Annotated in this window: 22 protein-coding genes; 11 read left to right on the top strand and 11 right to left on the bottom strand. The window is 67.0% G+C overall.

What is annotated here, in order from left to right; all coding sequences use genetic code 11:
* Positions 1-25: 25 nt before the first annotated feature.
* The gene (codB, locus tag CFB40_RS28020; RefSeq protein ID WP_367620789.1) at positions 26-1,321 is read right to left on the bottom strand and encodes a cytosine permease; all 1,296 of its coding nucleotides are present in this window, start codon (positions 1,319-1,321) and stop codon (positions 26-28) included.
* Positions 1,322-1,609: 288 nt separating this feature from the next.
* On the opposite strand from codB, the gene CFB40_RS28015 reads away from it, so the two are divergent.
* From CFB40_RS28015 to CFB40_RS28005, 3 genes are all read left to right on the top strand, one after another.
* The gene (locus CFB40_RS28015) at positions 1,610-2,899 is read left to right on the top strand and encodes an NAD(P)/FAD-dependent oxidoreductase (protein ID WP_089433016.1); all 1,290 of its coding nucleotides are present in this window, start codon (positions 1,610-1,612) and stop codon (positions 2,897-2,899) included.
* Positions 2,900-2,916: 17 nt separating this feature from the next.
* Entirely contained in the window at positions 2,917-3,474 is a 558-nt protein-coding gene (locus CFB40_RS28010; protein WP_089427004.1) for a helix-turn-helix domain-containing protein, read from the top strand.
* Between the two features lie 152 nt (positions 3,475-3,626).
* The gene (locus CFB40_RS28005) at positions 3,627-4,973 is read left to right on the top strand and encodes a glutamine synthetase family protein (RefSeq protein ID WP_089427005.1); all 1,347 of its coding nucleotides are present in this window, start codon (positions 3,627-3,629) and stop codon (positions 4,971-4,973) included.
* Between the two features lie 27 nt (positions 4,974-5,000).
* Here CFB40_RS28005 and CFB40_RS28000 read toward each other — a convergent pair whose 3' ends face one another.
* A complete protein-coding gene (locus CFB40_RS28000) occupies positions 5,001-6,176 on the bottom strand; it encodes an FAD-dependent oxidoreductase (protein ID WP_089433015.1) in 1,176 nt (391 codons plus the stop codon).
* 153 nt (positions 6,177-6,329) lie between these two features.
* On the opposite strand from CFB40_RS28000, the gene CFB40_RS27995 reads away from it, so the two are divergent.
* Entirely contained in the window at positions 6,330-7,250 is a 921-nt protein-coding gene (locus CFB40_RS27995; protein ID WP_089429054.1) for a LysR family transcriptional regulator, read from the top strand.
* Here the strand turns inward: CFB40_RS27995 and CFB40_RS27990 are convergent.
* The 6 genes from CFB40_RS27990 to CFB40_RS27965 form a co-directional block, all read right to left on the bottom strand.
* Positions 7,245-7,784 carry a GNAT family N-acetyltransferase gene (locus CFB40_RS27990; protein ID WP_089433014.1) on the bottom strand — a complete coding sequence of 180 codons (540 nt, stop codon included), beginning with the start codon at positions 7,782-7,784 and terminating at the stop codon, positions 7,245-7,247. The two genes, CFB40_RS27995 and CFB40_RS27990, sit on opposite strands and share 6 nt — an antisense overlap.
* A gap of 50 nt (positions 7,785-7,834) precedes the next feature.
* A complete protein-coding gene (locus tag CFB40_RS27985) occupies positions 7,835-8,413 on the bottom strand; it encodes a hypothetical protein (RefSeq protein WP_089433013.1) in 579 nt (192 codons plus the stop codon).
* A gap of 105 nt (positions 8,414-8,518) precedes the next feature.
* Positions 8,519-8,908 (bottom strand): lysozyme inhibitor LprI family protein, encoded by a 390-nt coding sequence (locus CFB40_RS27980; RefSeq protein WP_089427009.1) that lies wholly within the window; start codon positions 8,906-8,908, stop codon positions 8,519-8,521.
* 54 nt (positions 8,909-8,962) lie between these two features.
* Positions 8,963-9,709, bottom strand: a complete 747-nt coding sequence (locus CFB40_RS27975) for an N-acetylmuramoyl-L-alanine amidase family protein (RefSeq protein WP_089433012.1) — start codon at positions 9,707-9,709, stop codon at positions 8,963-8,965.
* Positions 9,710-9,832: 123 nt separating this feature from the next.
* Positions 9,833-11,452, bottom strand: a complete 1,620-nt coding sequence (locus CFB40_RS27970) for an NAD(P)-binding protein (RefSeq protein WP_089433011.1) — start codon at positions 11,450-11,452, stop codon at positions 9,833-9,835.
* Positions 11,452-12,966 carry a polyamine aminopropyltransferase gene (locus CFB40_RS27965; RefSeq protein ID WP_089427012.1) on the bottom strand — a complete coding sequence of 505 codons (1,515 nt, stop codon included), beginning with the start codon at positions 12,964-12,966 and terminating at the stop codon, positions 11,452-11,454. The genes CFB40_RS27970 and CFB40_RS27965 overlap by 1 nt, the downstream gene beginning before the upstream one ends.
* A gap of 121 nt (positions 12,967-13,087) precedes the next feature.
* Between CFB40_RS27965 and CFB40_RS27960 the strand changes: the two genes are divergently transcribed.
* Genes CFB40_RS27960 through CFB40_RS27940 form a run of 6 tightly spaced genes read left to right on the top strand, consistent with a single transcriptional unit; the run spans position 13,088 to position 17,035 of the window.
* Positions 13,088-13,474, top strand: a complete 387-nt coding sequence (locus tag CFB40_RS27960) for a DUF350 domain-containing protein (protein ID WP_089427013.1) — start codon at positions 13,088-13,090, stop codon at positions 13,472-13,474.
* Between the two features lie 27 nt (positions 13,475-13,501).
* On the top strand, positions 13,502-14,560 hold the full coding sequence (locus tag CFB40_RS27955; protein ID WP_089433010.1) for an SPFH domain-containing protein: 1,059 nt from the start codon (positions 13,502-13,504) through the stop codon (positions 14,558-14,560).
* Positions 14,561-14,569: 9 nt separating this feature from the next.
* A complete protein-coding gene (locus tag CFB40_RS27950; RefSeq protein WP_089433009.1) occupies positions 14,570-16,087 on the top strand; it encodes a DUF4178 domain-containing protein in 1,518 nt (505 codons plus the stop codon).
* On the top strand, positions 16,084-16,233 hold the full coding sequence (locus CFB40_RS38820) for a hypothetical protein (RefSeq protein WP_155291822.1): 150 nt from the start codon (positions 16,084-16,086) through the stop codon (positions 16,231-16,233). Before CFB40_RS27950 ends, CFB40_RS38820 begins: the two co-directional genes overlap by 4 nt.
* Complete coding sequence (speD, locus tag CFB40_RS27945; protein ID WP_089433008.1) at positions 16,230-16,613, top strand: adenosylmethionine decarboxylase; 384 nt, start codon at positions 16,230-16,232, stop codon at positions 16,611-16,613. Before CFB40_RS38820 ends, speD begins: the two co-directional genes overlap by 4 nt.
* 53 nt (positions 16,614-16,666) lie before the next feature.
* Positions 16,667-17,035: a hypothetical protein gene (locus CFB40_RS27940; RefSeq protein ID WP_254600211.1), complete on the top strand. Its 369-nt coding sequence runs from the start codon at positions 16,667-16,669 to the stop codon at positions 17,033-17,035.
* Positions 17,036-17,202: 167 nt separating this feature from the next.
* Here CFB40_RS27940 and CFB40_RS27935 read toward each other — a convergent pair whose 3' ends face one another.
* From CFB40_RS27935 to CFB40_RS27925, 3 genes are all read right to left on the bottom strand, one after another.
* Positions 17,203-17,991: a lysozyme inhibitor LprI family protein gene (locus tag CFB40_RS27935; protein ID WP_089433007.1), complete on the bottom strand. Its 789-nt coding sequence runs from the start codon at positions 17,989-17,991 to the stop codon at positions 17,203-17,205.
* Positions 17,992-18,112: 121 nt separating this feature from the next.
* Positions 18,113-19,000 (bottom strand): DUF4261 domain-containing protein, encoded by an 888-nt coding sequence (locus tag CFB40_RS27930; protein WP_089433006.1) that lies wholly within the window; start codon positions 18,998-19,000, stop codon positions 18,113-18,115.
* Between the two features lie 215 nt (positions 19,001-19,215).
* Positions 19,216-19,668: a type II toxin-antitoxin system RatA family toxin gene (locus tag CFB40_RS27925; protein WP_027789550.1), complete on the bottom strand. Its 453-nt coding sequence runs from the start codon at positions 19,666-19,668 to the stop codon at positions 19,216-19,218.
* Positions 19,669-19,859: 191 nt separating this feature from the next.
* Between CFB40_RS27925 and CFB40_RS27920 the strand changes: the two genes are divergently transcribed.
* Entirely contained in the window at positions 19,860-20,900 is a 1,041-nt protein-coding gene (locus CFB40_RS27920) for a bifunctional nicotinamide-nucleotide adenylyltransferase/Nudix hydroxylase (protein WP_089427021.1), read from the top strand.
* Positions 20,901-20,963: the final 63 nt, after the last annotated feature.

The following is a 20,963-nucleotide window of genomic DNA, read 5'->3' as shown; positions in this document are numbered from 1 at the left end:
GGGGGCGGGAGGGCGCGCAGCGGAATCATTCACCCTGAACGGACGGCTCGCGCGTGAATGCGCGGGCAATCTGCAGCAGCACGATGTAGGCGGCGGCGGACGCCGCGATGCCGACGAGCGGCGCGATCCACGGCGAGGTATAGGCGAGTCCGGCGCCGATGGCATACGCGGCCAGGCCGACCAGGTTGAAGCGCGGAAGGCGGGCGGCGGCGAGCGACGGATATTGCCCGCGATGGCGGTACCAGTAGTCCGCCATGATCACGCCGCCGACCGGCGGAATGATCGAGCCGAGCAGCACCAGGAACGGAATCAGCCACGCATACATCCCGCCGACCGCGAGCACGATGCCGATCGCCGCGCCCACGAGTACGAGCGTGCGGCGCCGTTCGGTGCGCAGCAGATGGCATCCGGCGGCCGCCACGTTGTACATCGTCGGCCCCTGGATGGTCCAGAGATTGAGGCACAGCATCACGACCGCCGCGATCGACAGGCCCTGCAGCATCATCACCTCGACGATGTCGGCTTGCTGATAGACGATCGCGCAGTATGCGCCCGCGATGATCATCAGGCCGTTGCCCGCGAAGAATCCGATCATGCTGGCCGAGACGGCGCTGCGCGCGCTGCGTGCGAGGCGGGTCCAGTTGGTGGCCTGGGTCGCGCCGCTGGCAAAGGTGCCGATGACCATGGTCACGGCGGCCGAGAACGGCATCGGCTGGGACGGCGCGACATGCGTGAGGCCGGCCCACCCGCCGATATCGCGGGTGGCGATCCACATCGACGTCATCAGCAGCACGAACATCAGCGGCACGGAGACGCGCGACAGCACATCCATGCCGCGATAGCCGATGATGGCCGTGATCGAAAATCCGAAGCCGAAGAGGATCATCAGCGGCGTGGTCACGGCGGGCGGCCAGCCCAGCAGCTTGACCAATACGATCGCCACCGTCGCGGTTCCCCATGCGTACCAGCCGAGTTCGGCGAAGCCGAGCAGGAAATCGGACAGCTTGCTGCCCGTTTCCCCGAAGCAGAACCGCCCCATCAGCACCGCATTCAGGCCGCTGCGGGCGGCAATCAGCGCAAGCGACGCCGCATAGACGGCGAGCAACAGGTTTCCGATGACGGCGATCTGGATCATGCTGACGACGTCGAAGGCCACACCGATCTTGCCGCCGGCAAACATCGTTCCCGTGAAGAACGTGAAACTCAACAACACCATCGTGATGGACAGGAATCCGGTGCGTTTCTCGAGCGGGACTTCGCTCAGCGAGAATTCTCCGTGATCCGATTCGGCCATCGGGCTTGCATCCCGGTTCGTGGGCATCTTTCTTGTCTCCCGTCAGCGATTGGGTCGGGTCTGAAAGGGGTTACGGGGGCCGTGCTTGGATGGGTGACGCGCTGTTTCAGCGGGTCATTCTCTCAGTCCAAAATTTTTACAACCGTAAAAATTTCGTCCGGGTGGATGGCAGGAACCTTCACCGGGGCGGTGCGGTTCATGCGCAACGCGTGTCGTGTATCGGCCGATCCGGCGTTTTTTTGCCCGCTTGCCTCCGTGAAATTGCCGTGCTAATTTTTCATGAAATTTCTCGGCGTTATTTTCACGGGAGTCCGCATGTTCGTGCAGTCCGACCGTCACGTCGCAAGCTACTACGCCGGCACCTACCCGGCGCCGATCCCGCATCGTCCGGCGCTGGACGAACGCATCGATGCCGACGTGCTCGTCGTCGGCGCGGGTTTCAGCGGGCTGCATACGGCGTTGCGCCTGGCGCTCGCCGGCAAGCGGGTCGTCGTGCTCGAAGCGAGCCGCGTCGCGTGGGCCGCGTCGGGCCGCAACGGCGGGCAGGCGCTGCTCGGCTGGTCGTGCGACATGCAGCCGCTCGAGGATTCGCTCGGCCGCGACGGCGCGCGCCTGCTGTGGGACAGCATGCGCTGGGCCGCGGCCGAGGTGCGCGAGCTGCCCGCGCGGCACGGTTTCGACATCGACTACCGGCCCGGCAGCCTGTGGGCGGCCGTGCGGCCGCGGCGTGTCGCGATGCTCGAGCAGGCGCGTGACGAAGCGGCCGAGCGCTGGGGCTACGACCGGCTGCGCGTGATCGGCCGTGACGAGATGCCCGAATGGATCGGCGGCACGCGTTACCTTGCGGCGCTGCACGATCCCGAGGCCGGCCACCTGAATCCGCTGAAACTGGCGCTCGGCCTCGCGCAGACGATCGAGCGCACGGGCGGCCGCATCTTCGAGCAGAGTCGTGTCCTCGACTGCCGCGAGACGGCCGGCGGCCACGTCGCCCGCACGGCGCGCGGCGAAGTACGCGCGGACGTGCTCGTGCTGGCCTGCAACGCGTATGTCGACCGGCTCGATCGCGATCTCGCGCGCCGGCTGCTGCCGGTCGGCACGTACCAGGTCGCGACCGCGCCGCTCGCGCCCGACGTCGCCCGTTCGCTGCTGCCGCAGAACAGTTGCGTGATCGACAACCAGTTCGTGCCCGACTATTTCCGCCTGAGCCCCGACAACCGGCTGCTGTTCGGCGGCGGCTGCACGTATCTCGGCGGCATTCCGGCCGATATCGCGGCGGCCACGCGCCCGCACCTCGAACGCGTGTTCCCGCAACTGACCGGCGTGCCGATCGATTACGCGTGGGGCGGCCATATCGACATCAGCATGCGCCGCACGCCCGACATCGGCCGCCACGGGCAGCGTTTCTGGCTGCAGGGGTTCTCGGGGCATGGCGTACTGCCGACGCTCGCCGGCGCGCGCGCGGTGGCCGACGCGGTGCTCGGCGACGAACGCCTGCTCGCGCAGTACCAGCGCATCCGCAACCCGCGCTTCCCCGGCGGCGACCGGCTCGCCGCGCCGCTGGAAGCGATCGGCAAGGCCTGGTACCGTCTGCGCGATACCGTCTGACTGCACCGGAACCCACCATGAATGAACAGGAAGAGATAGAAAGCCTGGCGATCCTGATCCGCGACCTGCGCAAGCATCGCAAGGTCACGCTCAACGATCTCGCGGAACGGATCGGCCGCTCGGTCGGCTTTCTGTCGCAGGTCGAGCGCGGGCTGTCGCGCCCGACGGTGGCGGATCTCACCGCGATCGGCGAGGCGCTTGGCGTGCCGACCACCTATTTCTACAGCCTGAGCAAGCCGCGCAGCGTGCCGTGGGTGACGCGGCCCGACGAGCGGCGCACCGTGTATTACGCGGCCGGCATTACCGACATCCTCGTGTCGCCGAACATGCGCTCGCGCTTCTCGATCCTCGAAAGCCATCTCGCGCCGGGTGCGAGCAGCGGCGAGCGGCCCGTCGACGACAGCGACGAGCAGGGCGGTTTCGTGCTCGAAGGAGAACTGACGATCTGGGTCGATGGCGACGATACGCCCGTCACACTCGGCCCGAACGATGCATTCCAGCTTCCGGCGCACAAGCGCTTTCGTTATGCCAATTTGACCGATGCGCCGACGCGCGTGATCTGGGTATTCACCTGAATTTTCCGCGGGGCGCGCGGTGATGCAGGCCATCGCGCCACGCAGCATGTTTGCAGTACTGATTTAAATGCGGCGTTTGTTGTCGAGTGTGCCGCATGAATCCGGTTCGCCGCATCGCGGCACCGCCATACAAGACATGGAAAGGATGAGACATGGCTGACGTCGTTCCCGCGCTGGTCGCCGAGGTCCGCGCATTCCGGCAGGCGCATCCCGAGATCCGTTATGTCGACCTGATCTGCCTCGACCTGCCCGGGCATTTCTACGGCAAGCGCTACCCGATCGATGCGCTCGAGAAGGTGGCGGCCGGCTCGCTGCTGAAGCTGCCGCAGAACTGCATCCTGCTCGGCACGCAGGGCGGGCTCTACAAGATCGGCGACTACTGTTTCAACGACGGCGATCCGGACGCCGTGCGCCGGTTGATTCCCGGCACGCTGAAGCCGGTGACTTGGGAGAAGCAGCCGCTCGGCCAGATGCTGATCACGACGGACGGCACCGACGCGCCGGTCGAGTTCGAGCCGCGCGAGGTGCTGGCGCGCGTGCTGAAACGGCTCGCGCGGCGCGGCATCCGGCCGGTCGTCGCGTTCGAGCTCGAGTTCTACCTGTTTGCCGCGCAGCTCGAAGAGGGGATGCCGAAGTATCCGCGCGACCGCCTGTCCGATGATCGCGACGATCAGCCGAACATGCATATCGAGCGCCTGTCGCGCTTCTCCGACGTGCTGCACGAAATGGTCGACGTCGCGTGCGTGCAGGGAATCGACGCGACCGTGATCACCGCCGAGCTCGGGCCGGGCCAGTTCGAAATCAATTTCGGCCATTGCGACGACGGGCTGCGCGCGGCCGACTGGTCGGCGATGTTCTGCCGCAGCACGCGCGGCGTCGCGTTGCAGCACGGCTATCGCGCGAGCTTCATGGGCAAGCCGTACCTGCATGCGCCGGGCAGCGGGATGCACGTGCACGTGAGCCTCTACGACGATGCGGGGCGCAACCTGCTCGCGGCGGACGGGCAGCGGCCGCTGCGGCACGCGGTGGCCGGCTGCCTCGCGCTGCTGCCGCATTGCATGCCCGTGTTCGCGCCGAATCACAATGCGTTCCGGCGCTACGGATCGATGGTGAATGCGGCGAGTCGCGCGAGCTGGGGCTTCGAGGATCGCGATGCGTGCATCCGGATTCCCGAGTCGGATGCGCGCAACCTGCGGATCGAGCACCGGCTCGCGAGTGCGGACGCGAACCCTTACCTCGTGCTCGCGGCGATTCTCACCGGGATGGAGCACGGGCTCGACGCGAAGCTCGAACCGATCGCGCCGCTCAACGAGGATCGCGGCAGCGGGATCGATTTCCCCAAGGAGATGCTGTCGGCTGTCGCCGGGATGCAGGAGCACGCGGCCGTGCGCGAAGGGCTCGGCAGCGAGTTCGTGATGGTGTATTGCGAGAACAAGCGGCAGGAGGAGCTGGATTTTCGCAATGAGATCGGGGCGCGGGAGTATCGGTGGTTCTTGTGATCGAATGCCATCGCTTGCGCGTCTTGGTCAGTCCCGCGCAGGCATCATCGGCAGGCCCGCTCCCCACGCGTTTGCGAGCGCTTCGATTTCGGCGCTCGGATCGACCTGTCGCGCGGCTTCATGCGTGTCTTTGCCGAACAGCCGGTGAGCGAACTCGCGTGCACGTAGCGTGATTGCCGTGGTTTTCCGGGTGCGTCGCAGCGTGAACGACGCGAGCGCTGCGTCGAGGTCGTTGCCTTTTTCATGCTCGTCGAGACAACGGGCGAGATGCCATGCGTCCTCGAGCGCCTGGCATGCGCCCTGTCCGGAGGTGGGGAGTGGTGCGTGCGCGGCGTCGCCGATCAACAGCACATTGCCGCGGTGCCATATGTCCACCGGATCGAGATCGTGCACGCGGATCTTCGCGATCGTGCCCGGCGGTGTTGCACGCATCACGCTCGCGATGGGCGCGGGCCACCCGTCGAAGAGCCGTTCCAGCAGCGGGCCGGGATCGTCCGGTGCCGCATCGTCGCTATCGTCGATTTCAGCCTCGGCCCGGGCCGCTGCCCAGTACATGCGATGCCGGTCCAGCGCGACGATGCCGAATCGTTCGCGCTGGCCCCAGTAGTCGAATATCGACACGTCGTCGACCAGCGGCACATCGCTATGCGCGACGCCGATCCAGTTGACGAATCCCTGATAGACGGGCGTGGCGTCGCCGACCACGTAGCGTCGCGCGACGGAATTCATGCGGCCGTCCGCGCCGATCACGAGATCGGGGGCGATCGCCACGCCGTTGTCAAAGCGAACGATCGCGCGGCCATCGGTGCCGGTATCGATGGCTGTCGCGCAGTGACCGAAGCAGACTTCGATGTCGTGCGCGGCGACGTGCCGCGCCAGCACGGCCTGCAAGTCGCGCCGCAAGATCGAGCGCGTCGGGAAACCCATGTGGCGGTCGAGTTCGCCGATATCGAAGCGCTTGAATGCGGTGCCGTGCCGGTCCATGCACCGCATCGCATGCAGGTGGCCGCTGACCTCGACGATGTCCGGCAGGAGGCCGAGTTGCTCGAGCACGAAGCCGGCATTCGGCCAGAGCACGACGCCGGCGCCCATCGTCGTCGCGGACGGCCTGCGTTCATGGAGCCGTATCCGGTGACCCTGCCCGGCGAGTGCAAGCGCGGTGCTCATGCCGGCCACGCCGGCGCCGAGAATGGCGATATCCATGTTGATGCTCCCGTAGGTTCGTGTGCGTGCTCACGTCGGCGCGGGTTCGTGCGTCGGCGGCCACGCCTTGACTGGATCCGCATCGTAAATTACGGTCCCGAACGGGGTAAGCCGTGAAAAACGGCGAGCTTTGATACCTGAAACGGGATAATGATGCGCAGCAAGCTGGATCTGAACGCGGTGCGCGTGTTCGTGTCGGTCGTCGACGAAGGCAGCTTTGCCGGCGCCGCGCGCGTGCTGTCGATACCCGGTTCCAACGTGAGCCGCCATGTGGCGCAACTGGAGTCGAGGCTTGGCGTGCGCCTGCTGGAGCGCAGCACGCGGCACCTGCGCATGACGGAGGCTGGGCGCCTGCTGCACGAGCGCGCGAAGCCGATGCTCGATGCGCTGACGCTTGCTGAATTCGAACTGACCTCGCAGCAGACGGAGCTGCGCGGCGTGCTGAAGCTTTGCGTGCCCGGCGAAATCGGGCCGCGCATGCTCGGGCCGATCGTTGCGGAATTCGCGAGTCGCCATCCGCGTGTCGAAATCGATTGCGATACGAGCCTCGCAGGCGTCTCGACGCTGCGCGACGATATCGACCTGTCGATCATCGTCCATCGTGGCAAGCTGGACGACAGCGCGTTCGTCGTCAGGCCGCTCGTGAGCCTGCCGAGCGTCGTCGTGGCCGCGCCGTCGCTGATCGAGCGCACCGGCATGCCGACGCAGACGGAGCAGCTCAGGCAGTTGCCGTGCATCACGACGCTGAGCACGCTGAAAGGGCAACCGTGGCAGTTCGCCGACGGCGACGGGCGGATTCACAAGATTCCGGTCGCGAGCCGGTATCGCGTCAATAGCGGCGAAATGGCGGGTCTGGCGGCGGTGAACGGGATCGGCTTCGCGATTCTCGTCGAACGCGGATGCGCGGCCGAGCTGGCCGCCGGGCGGCTGGTGCGCGTGCCGCTGGAGATGACGCCGGCGCCGCTGGAACTGCTGGCCGCCTATTCGAGCCGCAATTCCGTCAACGCGAAGATCCGCGAGTTGCTGCAGCTGATGCAGGCGCGTCTGGCGGCAGGGGTGGCGATGCCGTCATGACGATCGTTTCGGCAATGCGCGCCAGTAGCGCACTTCTTCAATCGGCGCGCCTTCGATCTCGAACGTCTTGATGTCGTCTTCGGCGACGAAGCCCTCGCGTTCATAGAACGCCCGTGCACGATGGTTCTTCACCAGCACCCAGAGCGACACCCATTCATGGCCCAAATCATGCAGCGCACGGCATGCATGGTCGACGAGTGCCGCGCCGACGCGTTGCCCGCAATGCGCTGGATACAGATAGATCGCTTCGATTTCGCCCCAGGTGCGATCTTTGTCGGTGTCGCGCGTCGGACCGTACGCGATCCAGCCGATCGGCTCGCCTTCCGTGAACGCGAGCGCGACACGCGGCCGTCCGGCGTCGAGCGCATGGCGCCACGAAGCGGTGCGTTTCTCGACCGACAGGCCGGCGAGGAACGCGGCCGGCATGATGTCCGGGTAGGTGGCCTGCCACGATGCGACGTGGATGGCGGCGATGGCCGGGGCATCGGCGGGCGTGGCAGGGCGGATGTCGATGTGCATCGTGTTCGGTGTCATGTGTACTCCGCCTGATCGGTTGCCGTGTGCCGCGCCGTCGCGCGCGGGATTCAATTCGCCGGATCCAGACTGGCGTCGATCGCAAAACGGTAATCGATCTCCACCTGCGATGCATCGCCCGGCACGTCGGTTTTCTTCAGCACGAATTCGAACGCGGGCTCGAACCAGCCGTTGCGCGGCACTTCTCCACCGAGGATCTCGACCTCATACCAGCCGTTGTCGATTTCAATCACGGGCCGGCCCGGTTCACGGTAACGCGCGAGCAGTGCGTTCACCGTCGTGTCGTTGAAGCGTTCGAGAATCCGCCACGTGCAGAGCATGACCGCACGATGCTCGACGCGCAGCACGTACCCGCCGCGCCGATGCTGCAGGCGGCTTCCCGTCTTCAGCAATTCGGGTGTGTCGTCATCCAGCGTGAAGATGACCGTGTACGGATGGTTCTCGATGCCGGCGAGCGGAACGACGACACCTTCCAGCACGGCGCGATCACCGCTGTCGCTCGTGGTGAACGCAGATGCGACGTCGTCCGGCAGTCCGTGTTGTTCCTTGAACCGCTTCAGCAGCAGGAGATCGCCGACGAGAAAATAGTCGACCAGATCGTTGAGGACTTCAGAGAATTCATGTCGCATCGCGGCTCCTTTCAAGGCTCCTTTCGCGGTGCCGATGCGCAGGGTTCGCAAGGGCGCGAAGCGCCGCGTCGCGAAACGTCTCGCGGCGCGGCACGCGCGACGCCCTTACTCGCCGAGCTTCGACGTCACGCAGCCCGTGCTCGAGCATTCGCGCTCACGCTCGCGCAGGAACGACAGCCGCGACTGCGTCATGTCGTTCGCGCACTGGATGTCCACGAGGTAGCTGTTATTGCGCGTCTCGCTGCACTGCGCGTCGCGTTGCTTCAGCCACGCGAGCTGGCCGGCCTTCAGCGTCGCCTGCTGGTCGCCGCTCAGTTGCTTGCGCAGGCGGCCGTATTCATCGTTGAGATCGCGGTCGGACTGCGAGAACTGCGTGCTGGTGCAGTACACCTGGTCGAACGCACTGCGTGGCTTCCCGCAGCCGGCAGCGTGTGCGGTGAACGGAACGGCAAGCGCGAGCAGCGCGCAGGATGCGAGCAGATGCTTCATTTTCATGGTGATGCTCCTGACTGGGTGAAAACCGTTGGGCCCGACGGGCGTGATCGTTGCTTACTTCGGTGTCGTGCACGCGTCGATCCCGCCGGCGATCGCGGTGGACAGCTTCTGGATCGTCTCGCGTCGCGCCAGCCGCGCTTCCTCGTCCGGATTGACGATCACGCCGGCTTCGACGAGCACCGCCGGAATCGGCGCGGTGCGCAGCACGACGAGATCGTCGAAGCGGTGGATGCCGAGTTGAGGGTCGATCAGCGGGCGATTCTCGCCGCGGATCGGCTGCGCGTGATACAGCGACGGCCGCTCGCCGGACGCGACCAGCCGCTCGGCGATCGCCTTCGCGCAACGCAGGCTTTCCGCATAGTGCGGATTGCGTTCCGACACGAACACCGAGAAGCCGCGGAATTCGCGCTGCCGGCCCGCGTCGATGAACTGCTGCTGCATCGAGTCGTGATGGATCGACACGAACAGGTTCGCGTCGGGCGCCTGCGTCGAACGCTGGTCGAGCGCGATCTCGCGGCCGTCGGCCGACGTGCGCAGCACGCGGTCACCATGCGCGGCGAGTTTCTCGGCGACCGCCGTGGACAGGTCGAGGTTGTACAGGTATTCGACGCGGCCGCTCGCACCGGTGGAGCCCGGGCGCGCCGGCGTATGGCCGGTATCGACGACGATGTAGCGCCCGGAGGCGGGTGCGGAGTCGGCCGCATGCAGCACCAGCGGCGCGCCGAGCAGCGGGGCGCAGGCGAGCACGCGCGCGGCGGCGCGCACGAACGGGCGAAGGCGTCGGATGGGTCGGTTCGTCATTGTTGTTGTCGAGGAGGGCATACGGCGCGTCGGACGGCGCGGCACGTCGGCCTGCTCAATGCAGTCGGAATGTCGGGCGATTATAGCGGCTGGCGGCGGCGCCGCAATGACGGATGACGGCCGTCAGGCCAGCACGCGCCGGGCGGCGAGCACGCCCCAGTACGACGCTTCCTCGAACAGCGACAGCCCGGACAAATCGGCATGCGCGAACACGACGGGGCCGTCGGCATCGCGCAGCGCGAGCAGCCCCGGCCGGCTCAGGAAGCCGACGTCGGGCGTCGCCATCGCGTGACCACGCACGGTGATCTCGAGCGCCGTCGCGTGTTTCCACAGTTCGCGCCCGTAGACGGCCTGCAGGTCGATCGCCGCCTGTTCGCGCAACGCGTCGGGTCGGGCCTGCGCGAGCCAGCGGCGCGTGTCGTCGGGCGCTTGCGTGCTCAACGCCTGGTACGAGGAGAACACCGAGCGCGTCGGCGGCGACATGCGGATCAGCTGGTGCGTCGACACGACATAGCCGAGCCCCGCGCTGCCGTAGACGACGTTGTCCCATGCGAGCGGCACGCCCGCCTCCTCGGCCGGCATGCCGTCGAGCAGGAAGTTGGACACGAGCCACGGCGCACGCGGCGGCAGGTCGCGTGCGGGATCGAAGCCGTACGCGGCAAGCTGCGGAAACACGCGCGCCGCGACGAACAGCGGCATCGCGCAAACGACGCGCCGCGCCTTCAGCATGAACGTCGACAGCGTGCCGTCGTTGCCGACGCGCGCGCACAGCACGTCGACACCGCCCGCGCGCTCGGTCGCACGCACCGCGAAGCCGTCGCGCGACCATGCGGTCGAGCCGGTGCGCGCGGTGATCGAATCGGCGAGCTTCGTCACCATCGTGTGCAGCCCGTCGGGCCAGGTCAGCACCGCGCCGTCGCTCGCATCGCCCGCATGGCCGCCGCGCGACGAGAAATAGTGCAGGCCGGCCCATGCCGAAACATGCTCGTAGCCTGCGCCATAGTCGTCGCGGCAGCAGTAATTCAGGTACCAGTGCAGCGCCTTCGCGGTGTAGCCCTCGTCGACCAGCCACTGGCGGAACGAGCGCCGGTCCAGCACGCGCCAGTGCGGGTCGCGCGACGATTCCGCGATCGGGATGCAGAACACCTTGCGGCCATCGGCGCCGCGTGCGGTGCGCAGCCCGTCCGTGTACGCGAAGAAGCGTGCCTGCTGCGCGAGGTCGTCGGCGCCGAGGCCGGCCGTCGGCACGATGCCGTCCTGCCATTGCCCGGCGATGAAGAGCCGTTCGTCGGGCGCATGGACCAGCGCGCGCTCGTCGTACACCGGGCGCGCGGAAAACGGCGCCGCTTCGATCACGCCGAGATCGGCAAGCATGTCGCGCAGGTGCGTGGATTCGAGCGACGGCAGCGGCAGGTAGTGCGCGCCTTTCGGATAGCCGAGATCGCCGAAGCGGCCGCCGGCCGCGTTGCCGCCGAACTCCGGGCCGGCGAGCACCGTGAAGCGCTTGTGCCCCGCGCGTGCGAGCTGCCACGCGCACGACAGCCCGGCCGCGCCCGCACCGAGGATCGCGACGTCGGTCTCGATCGTGCCGGACGGCGGCGGCAGCGTTGCATGGTCGCGCAGCGCATGGCCTTCGCGCATGCCGGGGTAGCCGACATGCGGCGTCGTCTCGATCCAGCCGGTGCGCCCGCAGGCGGCGAGCGACGCGGCCGCCGACGCGACGAGGAACGTGCGGCGGTCCATCAGCGCAGCACGTGTTTCCAGTCGTCGTCGAAACGGCGCACGAGCGGCTGGTCGTTGAGTTCGTTCGGCGACATCGGCAGCGCCGGCATGTCGGCCGGGAAGTGGAACATCTCGGCGGCCGTCTGCGCGTCGAGCCAGCGCGTGGGCACCGCGTAGTGCGTCGGCACCGTGAAGTCGCGGCGCTTGCCGGCGATCACGAAACCCCAGTCGCCGAACGACGGCACGTAGCAGTGGTACGGCCACGTGTTGAGGCCGGCTTCGTGCAGCGTCGCGATGATGGTCCAGTACGCGTGCGGCGCGAAATACGGCGAGGTCGACTGGATCACCGCGTAGCCGTTCTCCGACAGGTGGCGTGCAAGCAGCCGGAACACGGGCACCGAATACAGCCGGCCGAGCCCGAAGTTGGTCGGGTCGGGAAAGTCGACGACGATCGCGTCGTACACGTCGGCGTTCGATTCGAGCCAGCGCACCGCGTCGTCGTTGATCACGTGCACGCGCGGGTCCTTCAGCGCGCCCTGGTTCAGCTTGACGAGCGGGGCGGACGTGGAGAACAGCTTCGTCATCGCGGGATCGAGATCGACGAGCGTGATCTGTTCGAGGTTGCGGTGCTTCAGCAGCTCGCGCACCGCGAGGCCGTCGCCACCGCCGAGCACGAGCACGCGCTTCGCCCACGGCAGCGCCTCGATCGTCGGGTGGATCAGCGCCTCGTGATAGCGATGCTCGTCGCGCGACGAGAACTGCAGGTTGCCGTTCAGGTACAGCCGCATGTCGTCATGCCACTGCGTGAGCACGATGCGCTGGTACGGCGTCGTTTCCGAATAGATCGTCTCGTCGCCGTACACGCCGTGTTCGGCCCAGTGCGTGATGCGGTCCGACAGCGCGAAACCGGCGACGAGCAGCCCGATCACGAGTGACGCGCGCATCAGCTTGCCGCGTACGTTGCGGATCTCGTCGCGGAACAGGTGCGTCGTCCACAGCGCGACGAACGCATTCAGGAGCCCGAACAGGAAGCTGGTGCGCAGCAGGCCGAGGCGCGGCGCGAGTACCAGCGGGAAGATCAGCGACACGGCGAGCGAGCCGAGATAGTCGAAGGTGAGCACTTCGCTGACGGTATGGCGGAACGCCTGGCGCCGCTGCTGGAACGCGCGCATCACGAGCGGGATCTCCATCCCGATCAGCAGGCCGAGCGCCAGCACGAGTGCATAGAGCGCCGCGCGGAACGGCGCGGCGAGCCACGCGAACACCGCGAACAGCAGCGCGGCCGACACGCCGCCGAGCAGGCCGACGAGGAGCTCGATGTCGACGAAGCGGTCGAGCACGTCGTCGTCCTCGACGAACTTCGCGAGCCACGAGCCGATCCCCATCGCAAACAGGTAGCTGCCGATCACCGACGAGAACTGCAGGATCGAATCGCCGAGCAGGTAGCTGGACAGCGCGCTGCTGATCAGTTCGTAGCCGAGCCCGCACGATGCGAGCACGAGAATCGACAGGACGAGCGCGCGCCTATGCAGCATCGGGTGTCCGTTGTGCGGCGGTCGGCAATGTGGATATACTGGCGCGGAATTTTGTCCGCTGGCCCTGCGCGGGCCGGCCGGCGACGGGGCGGCGAACCGAGCACAAAATCCGAGGGAAAGAATGAATAGTGCCTATCTCTATGCGGTTCATTTACTGTCGGCGTTCGTGCTGCTTCTTGTGTTCGCGGCAGTGTACCTGAAGGTCACCCCGTTCGACGAACTGGCGCTGATCCGCGACGGCAACGCCGCCGCGACGCTGTCGTTCGGCGGCGCGCTGATCGGCTTCTGCCTGACGCTCGCGTCCAGCATCGCGCACAATTCCACGCTCGGCGAAGTCGTGATCTGGGCTGTCGGCGCGATGGCCGTGCAACTGATCACCTATGCGGTGCTGACGCGCCTGATGCCCGGCATGAATCATGCGATCGAGGATCGCAACGTCGCGATGGGCGGCCTGATGGGCACCGCGTCGCTCGTCGTCGGCATCATCAATGCCGCCTGCCTGACCTGACGCGCCACGCGTTTCGAGGAGACCGACATGAGTCTGGGTTCATTCATCCGCAAGCAGTTCATCGACGTCCTGCAATGGACGGAAGACACCGACGGCGTGCTGGCCTGGCGCTATCCGATGGAAGACCAGGAAATCCAGTACGGCGGCAAGCTGACCGTGCGCGAGACGCAGGTCGCGATCTTCGTGAACGAAGGCAAGGTCGCCGACGTGTTCCAGCCGGGGCTGTACACGCTCGAAACGAACACGCTCCCGGTGCTCACGTACCTGAAGAACTGGGACAAACTCTTTCAGTCTCCTTTCAAATCGGACGTCTATTTCTTCAGCACGCGGCTGCAGCTCGGCCGGCGCTGGGGCACCGCGCAGCCGGTGACGATCCGCGATCGCGAATTCGGCTTCGTGCAGGTGCGCGCGTTCGGCATCTACTCGTACCGGATCGTCGATGCGGGCGCGTTCCATCGCGAAGTCAGCGGCACGCGCGCGCAGTACACGGTCGACGATCTCGAACAGCAACTGCGCAACCTGGTCGTCACCGCGATGAGCACGACGTTCGGCTCGGCCGACGTGCCGTTCGTCGACATGGCCGCGAACCAGTCGCTGTTGTCGCAGCGCGTCGCCGAGGCGCTGGTGCCGGTGTTCACGCGCTACGGCCTCGCGCTCGACGCGTTCGCCGTTGAAAGCGTGTCGCTGCCGGCCGAACTGCAGAAGGCGCTCGACCTGCGGATCGGCGCGGGGATGGCCGGCGATCTCGCGCGCGCCACGCAATACCAGACCGCGCAGGCGATTCCGCTCGCCGCGCAGAACCCGGGCGGCATCGCCGGGATCGGCGCGGGGCTTGCCGCGGGGGCGGCGATCGGGCAGGCGATGGCCGGCCAGATGGCGGGTGCCGCGCAACCGGCGCCGGCCGCACCGCCTGCGCCCGCGCCTGCCGCGGCGCCGGTGGCCGCCGCACCGACTGCCGCGCCGGCGGAAGGCACTGACTACGTGCAGCGGCTCGAACAGTTGAAGGCGCTGTTCGACAAGGGTCTCGTGACCGAAGAAGAATATTCGCGCGCGAAGGCCGAGATCCTCGCGAAGCTCACCCGGTAAGCGTCGCGCATGTTCAGTACCTCGTGCCCCCAGTGCGGCGCGCCGGTCGAGTTTCGCTCGGCGGCGGCGGTGATGGCCGTCTGCGCGTTCTGTCGCAGCACGCTGCTCAAGCGCGGCACCGACGTCGAACGCATCGGCGAACTGGCGACGGTGCTCGACGATGCGTCGCCGATCCAGATCGGCACGGCCGGTCGCTACGGCAAGCGTACGTTCACCGTGCTCGGGCGCATCCAGATGACCTACGACGCCGGCGCGTGGAGCGAGTGGTACGTCGTGTTCGACGACGGCACGTTCGGCTGGCTGTCGGATGCGTCGGGCCAGTATGCGATCACGGTGCGCGAGCCCGACGATGCGTCCGGCGGCGCGTGGCCTGCGTTCGGCACGCTGGAACCGGGCATGCGGATCGACCATGGCGGCCGCGCGTTTCTCGTGTCGGACGTGCGCACCGCGCGCTGCACGGGCGGCGACGGCGAACTGCCGTTCCGCGTCGATGCCGGATGGGAGGCGCGTGTCGTCGACCTGCGCACCGGCAACGCGTTCGCGACCTACGACTATTCCGACGCCGATGCGAACGGCGGGAGCCCGGCCGTCTATACGGGCGAAGCCCTCGAATTCGACGCGCTCGCCTTCACCGGGCTGCGCGATACCGACCACGATACGCGCGAGAAGCGCGGCGCGGAGATGGTGCCGTTCGCGTGCCCGAGCTGCGGCGCGCCGCTGTCGTATGCGCCGAACGTGGCCGACTACGTGGTGTGCGGCAGTTGCCATGCGGGCGTGCAGTGCACGGCCGAGCAGCAGACCGTGTTCGCGGCGCAGCGCAAGCTCGAAGCGGTGAAGGGGGCGCTGGAGCTCGGCGCGATCGGCACGTTCGACGGCGTGAAGTACACGGTGATCGGGATGATGCGTTGCCGCGTGCCGGGCAACGAAGAGACGTGGGACGAATACCTGCTGCTGAATCCGACGCGCGGGTTCCTGTGGCTCGTGCAGAGCGAAGGGCGCTGGGAGCGCGTGCAGGTGCTCGACCAGTGGCCGACGATCGGCAGCGATGCCGACGTGACCGACGGCGACAAGACCTACCGCCTGCGCGAGGAATACGACTCGGAGGTCGTCTACGTGGTCGGTGCGTTCAACTGGCGCGTGCAGGTCGGCGATCGCACGTCGATCATCGACTACGGCTGGCAGAAGGACAAGCTGACGCGCGAGCGCAGCGCCGCGGAGATCGTCTGGTCGCGCGCGCGACCGCTGTCGGCCAGCACGCTTGCCGAACGCTTCGGCACACCGGCGCTCGCGACGGCCGCGGCTGCGGCTGCAACCGGCGCCACCGTGACGACGGGCCTGTTCGGCCGGAAGGGCCCGCACAGTTTCGCGCCGCTGCCGCTCGTGTTCAGCGCGCTGCTCGTGATCCTGAACATGGGCTCGCTGTTCTCGTTCAGCGGCCGTTCCGTCTACCTGCTGATCGGCCTGCTGGTGCTGTGGCTGCCTGAATGGCTGTGGAAGCGCTTTGCATCGGACGGGGGCAACGCGTGATCCGGTACATCCTCTACGGTATCTACGGCCTGATCGTCGTCACGCTGTTCAGCTGCGCATCGATCGGCGGCAGCGGCTCGGGCGGCAGCGGCTGGGGCAGTTCGTCGGCGCGCAGCGGGTACTCGTCGTACGGGTCGCACAAATGACCGCGCGCGACGGGATCACGCCACCGTGCGCGACGTTCGGCTCGCACGTGCTGGCCGACCTGGCCGGCATCGACGCGGCGCTGCTGCGTGACACCGCCCGGCTCGAGTCGATCCTCACCGAAGCGGCGCAGCAGGCCGGCGCGCGTGTAATCGGCGCGCATTTCCATCATTTCGGCGGCGAACATGGCGTGACGGGCGTCGTGCTGCTCGCCGAATCGCACATCACGATCCACACGTGGCCCGAGCATCGCTTCGCGGCCGTCGACGCGTTCATGTGCGGCGCGGCGCGTGCGGCCGATGCGGTCGATGCGATCGCCGCGGCGCTCGGCACGCAGGCGCAAGTCCGGCAGCAGGTTGCGCGCGGCGGCGCGCCGACGTGAGCGGGCGATTCACTTCCTTTGCCGATAGGCGCAACAGAATCCGGTGTGCCGCGTTGCTCGGCTGGGCGCTGCTTGCCGCCAACGCGGCCGACGCTGCCGCCGATGTACCGCCGAAGCCGCCCGGGCCGGTCGTGATGGTGCACTTCGATTACTACGAGAAGGACAAGGCGCGCCTTCACGCGCTGGAGCAACGGCTGGATCGTGCGGTGAAACAGGCCGGGGCCGGCGAGCTGGGCGAGACCGAATTGCATCGCGATGGCAACGACGGCTATCTATACTTCTACGGTGCAAGCGCCGACCGCCTGTACGCGATCGCGCGCCCGATCCTGAAATCGTCAGGATGGCTGACGGGTACGGAGGTCACGTTGCGCCGCGAGGCGGGGGCGGAAACGTTCCCGTTGCGCGGGGACGGCGCACGTTAGCGCGGATGCGGGTCGAACGGCGCGGCTGGAGGAGCGGCCGTTGCGGATCGCGCCATGCAGTGCGTTTTTACGCTTGCGGGTGTCGGCGACAGGCTGCCGAGGCTTCGTTGCGATGACGCATCGCACGTCGATTCATGCCCGGGCGATTGCACGTCACGACGTTCCCGCTAACGCTCGAACCGGAACGACGACACGCTGTGCATCGTCGCGTCGTCGGTGCCGACGATACCCTGGGTATTCGCGACGGCCGCGCGCTTGCCGTTGCTCAGCACGGCCCAGTAGCATTCGCCGCCGGCCGCGTGGAAGCCGGTTTCCGGATCGCTGATGCCGCACGTGATCGTCGCGCGCATGCCGCGCCAGCCGGCGCCGGAGAAGCGTTCGACCGCTTGCGGCGTGCCGCGACCATACGTCGACATCCATTTGCCGTCGTCTTGCCGCTCGAAGCCGGCTTCCTTTTCCGCAACGGGTTCGAGCGCGCCATCGACGATCTCGAACGCGATGAAATAGCTGCTGTTCGTCATGTTGCGGCCGACGATCGCGACGCACCGGTCGCCGCCGATTTCCGGGCACGGCTTCTTGATCTGGCGGTTCCCGAGGTACTCGAACGAGATGCCGAGCACCGGGTCGCGATAGGTTTTCCAGCCCGCGTGCTTCACCTGCTTCAGCGCTGCCGTACGGTCGCGGTAAGCGGTGGCGATGCAGGCTGCATCGGCGCACGCATCGCGTTGCGCGAGCCATGCGCGTTGCGACCGGACGACGGCCTGCTGGTCGGCTGCGATGTCGATCGCGCCGTAGTAGGCGCTTGCCAATGTGCTGTCGGCCGACACGAGCGCCTTGTCGCTGCAGATCAGGCGCTCGGTGCGCGTCTTTGCGCGCGTGCAGTCGATGCTGTCGGCGTGGGCCGATAGCGACAGGCCGATGGCGGCCAGCGTGAGACCCAGGCGAATACCAAACACGGATCGCTCCTCATCGGGTTGCAATGGCGGCTGTCACGCCGCCGTCACGTGATGCAGCGGCGCACGTGGTTCGTCAAGCCTCGAACCCCTGCGCCGTGCAGCGAGATACGGCGAGGTGAAATCAGCGATTGATCTGATCCGCCGAGATCAGCTCGGCCACCAGCACCTGCGCGGGCCCTTGCAGGTAATACTCGTGCTCGAGCGGCTCACGCAGCTTCATGAACGTTTCCGCGCCGATCTGCATCGTTTCGCCTGCGTGCATGCGCGCGCCGCTTTCCAGCAGGTAGTGCATCACGTTGTTGAAGATGCCCGAATAGCGTTCGCCTTCGTGATGGCCTTCCGCGAGCGCGGCGAAGTCGGGCAGCCCGAACACGTCGGCGCCATAGGTGCGCATCCACACGCCGTCGACGCCTTCGACTTCGTATTTCACGAAGCCGCAGAAGAACAGGTTCAGCGGGATGTCCCGCAGCACTTCGAGGCTTTCCGCGCCGAGTTCCTTCGCATTGAAGACGCCGGCCGGCAGCGACGTGTGCGCGTGCTCGTTCAGCACCGCGAGGCCGTTCTGTTCGGCGAGCGCGCCGGCGACGGCCGCCAGCGCGACATACTGGTCGAGCGGATTGGCTTCGTGCCCGGCGTAGTAGAGGATCACGTGGCTGCGGCTCGCGCGCACTTGCTGCTTCAGGTCCTGCCCGTAGTGGGCCGGCGCGACACACGCTTCCAGGGCCTCGGACGGATAGGGTGCGTCGAAGCCGACGAGCCGGACGACGTGGTTGCCCCAGCCGGCGAGCCCGAATACCTGCGCGAGCGTCGGCTCGGTCTCGACGCGCGCCTGCTTCATGCTCGGGTGGTACGCGCGCAGCGCGGCCGTCAGCGCGGCGATATCGACCTGCAGCGGGCCGTCGAAGACGACCGTCACGCTCAGCGGGTTCTCGACGTCGGGTGCCGCGACCAGCGCGACGGGGTTGTCGGGTTCTTCCTTGCGGCCAAAGAATCGGGATATCAGGCTCATTGGAGTAGGTTCGTGTCGAAGCCGTTGCAGGGAGCGGTGCCCCGTTCTCTCGGTCGGGGCGCGCCGTCGGGGTGACGGCCGCCCGTAGTTTCCCCGGGTTCGGCGAATCTGGCAAATGCGCGGTGCATGCCGGAGCGGCGCGGCAATGGCGCGTTCGGACGCATTAGATGGGAAGTGGCGCGGACGAGCCGGGCCGTACGGCCCGAGCTCGCCGGTCAGTGCGGCAGCGCTTCGGCTTCGGCCCAGCGCTTGAACGAATCGAGACGCCGGCGCGTCTGCACGAGGTAGAACGCGCCGATCAGCGGTTCGAGCAGCCAGCGCAGCCAGGCCGGCTGGGCGCGGAAGTGGTACGTGAATTTCACTTCGGTCGTGCCGGGCGTGTGCTCGGTGAAGTTCCAGCTGCCGCTGAAGCGCTCGAGCACTTTCGGCCCGTCGACCATTTCGACGGCGGCGACCTGCGGCGGACGGTACGAGATGTAGCGCGATACCATCGTTGCGCCCGACTGGCTGCGGCAGAACGCATCGACGCCGACGTCGGCCGTCATGCCGTCGAGCAGGTAGGCGTCGGTGAGGAAGCTGTCCCACACGAGCCGACGCGCGTAATCCTGCGACCACGTGAAGAGGCGTCTGCGATCGACGCCGACGGTGCGGCTGACTGAGATCCTCATGATGGCGGGCGCCCTGGCGCGGATTAGGATGAAATCGAGTGTAACCCGCCAATAACGCGCGTTTCGTCAGACTTCGTCAAGTCGAGGAGGGGCTCGAACGGGCTCGATTGACGCACCTCGGGATTTCACCTAGGATTCGTTTCAACCCTTCGGGAAAGACCCGAAGCGTTTCAATCTCTTGAGGGAGCCTCATGAGTACGCAACAGAACCGGCGCTTCGACGCGCTCGTTTTCATTGGTCGTTTCCAGCCTCCGCATCGTGGTCACCTGAACGTGCTGAAGTCGGCACTGAGCCGGGCCGAGCGCGTGTGTGTGCTGATCGGATCGACCGACAAGCCCCGCACCATCAAAGATCCGTTCTCGTTCGACGAGCGCCGCCAGATGCTGGCTTCGCTGTTCGACGCGTCCGAGCGCGACCGCGTCACGATCGCGCCGTTGCAGGATTCGACCTACAACGACGGCGACTGGGTGCGCTGGGTGCAGGACGCCGTCGCGTCCGCGCTCGGCGACATCGCGCAGCGCAAGGTCGGGCTGATCGGCCACGAGAAGGACGCCACGTCGTATTACCTGCGGATGTTCCCGCAATGGGAGCTCGTCGACGTCGATGCGACCGAAGACATTTCCGCCACCGAGATCCGCGACCAGTATTTCGCCGAACGCACCAACAGCTTCGTGCAGTGGGCCGTGCCGGAACCCGTGTTCGGCTGGCTCGAGCGTTTCCGCACGCAGCCGGAATTCGCGCAGCTGAAGTCGGAAGCCGAATTCATCGCCGGGTATCGCAAGGCGTGGGCGGCGGCCCCGTATCCCGTCACGTTCGTGACGGTCGACGCGGTGGTCGTGCACTCGGGCCATATCCTGCTCGTGCGCCGCCGCAGCGAGCCGGGCCGCGGCCTGTGGGCGCTGCCGGGCGGGTTCGTGAACCAGGACGAGCGGCTCGACGCGGCCTGTATCCGCGAGCTGCGCGAGGAAACCGGCCTGAAGCTGCCGGAGCCCGTGTTGCGCGGCTCGATCAAGGATCGCCAGGTATTCGATCACCCGACGCGCTCGCTGCGCGGCCGCACGATTACGCATGCGTGCCTGTTCAACTTCCCGACCGGCGAGCTGCCGCGCGTGAAGGGCAGCGACGACGCCGACAAGGCGCGCTGGGTGCCGCTCAACGAATTCGCGCAGATGCGCAACGTGATGTTCGAGGATCACTTCGACATCGCGTATCACTTCCTGGGGAAGCTGTGATCCGCTGATTCCCCGCATTCCGTCCGCCGCGACAGACGCGGCGGCACTTCAACGGCCTAGAGG

It is taken from the genome of Burkholderia sp. AU31652, assembly GCF_002223155.1.
In the GTDB taxonomy this organism is placed as follows: Bacteria; Pseudomonadota; Gammaproteobacteria; order Burkholderiales; family Burkholderiaceae; genus Burkholderia.
This window is presented reverse-complemented; position numbering and strand designations above follow the sequence as displayed.

Excerpts from the sequence above, each read along its gene's own strand:
- CFB40_RS27920 (WP_089427021.1), top strand. The coding sequence starts at position 19,860 with ATGAGTACGCAACAGAACCGGCGCTTCGACGCGCTCGTTTTCATTGGT.
- CFB40_RS27955 (WP_089433010.1), top strand. The coding sequence starts at position 13,502 with ATGAGTCTGGGTTCATTCATCCGCAAGCAGTTCATCGACGTCCTGCAA.
- speD (WP_089433008.1), top strand. The coding sequence starts at position 16,230 with ATGACCGCGCGCGACGGGATCACGCCACCGTGCGCGACGTTCGGCTCG.
- CFB40_RS27950 (WP_089433009.1), top strand. The coding sequence starts at position 14,570 with ATGTTCAGTACCTCGTGCCCCCAGTGCGGCGCGCCGGTCGAGTTTCGC.
- codB (WP_367620789.1), bottom strand. The coding sequence starts at position 1,321 with ATGCCCACGAACCGGGATGCAAGCCCGATGGCCGAATCGGATCACGGA.
- CFB40_RS28005 (WP_089427005.1), top strand. The coding sequence starts at position 3,627 with ATGGCTGACGTCGTTCCCGCGCTGGTCGCCGAGGTCCGCGCATTCCGG.
- CFB40_RS28010 (WP_089427004.1), top strand. The coding sequence starts at position 2,917 with ATGAATGAACAGGAAGAGATAGAAAGCCTGGCGATCCTGATCCGCGAC.
- CFB40_RS27995 (WP_089429054.1), top strand. The coding sequence starts at position 6,330 with ATGCGCAGCAAGCTGGATCTGAACGCGGTGCGCGTGTTCGTGTCGGTC.
- CFB40_RS27960 (WP_089427013.1), top strand. The coding sequence starts at position 13,088 with ATGAATAGTGCCTATCTCTATGCGGTTCATTTACTGTCGGCGTTCGTG.
- CFB40_RS27980 (WP_089427009.1), bottom strand. The coding sequence starts at position 8,908 with ATGAAAATGAAGCATCTGCTCGCATCCTGCGCGCTGCTCGCGCTTGCC.
- CFB40_RS27925 (WP_027789550.1), bottom strand. The coding sequence starts at position 19,668 with ATGAGGATCTCAGTCAGCCGCACCGTCGGCGTCGATCGCAGACGCCTC.
- CFB40_RS27990 (WP_089433014.1), bottom strand. The coding sequence starts at position 7,784 with ATGACACCGAACACGATGCACATCGACATCCGCCCTGCCACGCCCGCC.
- CFB40_RS27965 (WP_089427012.1), bottom strand. The coding sequence starts at position 12,966 with ATGCTGCATAGGCGCGCGCTCGTCCTGTCGATTCTCGTGCTCGCATCG.
- CFB40_RS27985 (WP_089433013.1), bottom strand. The coding sequence starts at position 8,413 with ATGCGACATGAATTCTCTGAAGTCCTCAACGATCTGGTCGACTATTTT.
- CFB40_RS28000 (WP_089433015.1), bottom strand. The coding sequence starts at position 6,176 with ATGGATATCGCCATTCTCGGCGCCGGCGTGGCCGGCATGAGCACCGCG.
- CFB40_RS27930 (WP_089433006.1), bottom strand. The coding sequence starts at position 19,000 with ATGAGCCTGATATCCCGATTCTTTGGCCGCAAGGAAGAACCCGACAAC.
- CFB40_RS28015 (WP_089433016.1), top strand. The coding sequence starts at position 1,610 with ATGTTCGTGCAGTCCGACCGTCACGTCGCAAGCTACTACGCCGGCACC.
- CFB40_RS27970 (WP_089433011.1), bottom strand. The coding sequence starts at position 11,452 with ATGGACCGCCGCACGTTCCTCGTCGCGTCGGCGGCCGCGTCGCTCGCC.
- CFB40_RS27975 (WP_089433012.1), bottom strand. The coding sequence starts at position 9,709 with ATGACGAACCGACCCATCCGACGCCTTCGCCCGTTCGTGCGCGCCGCC.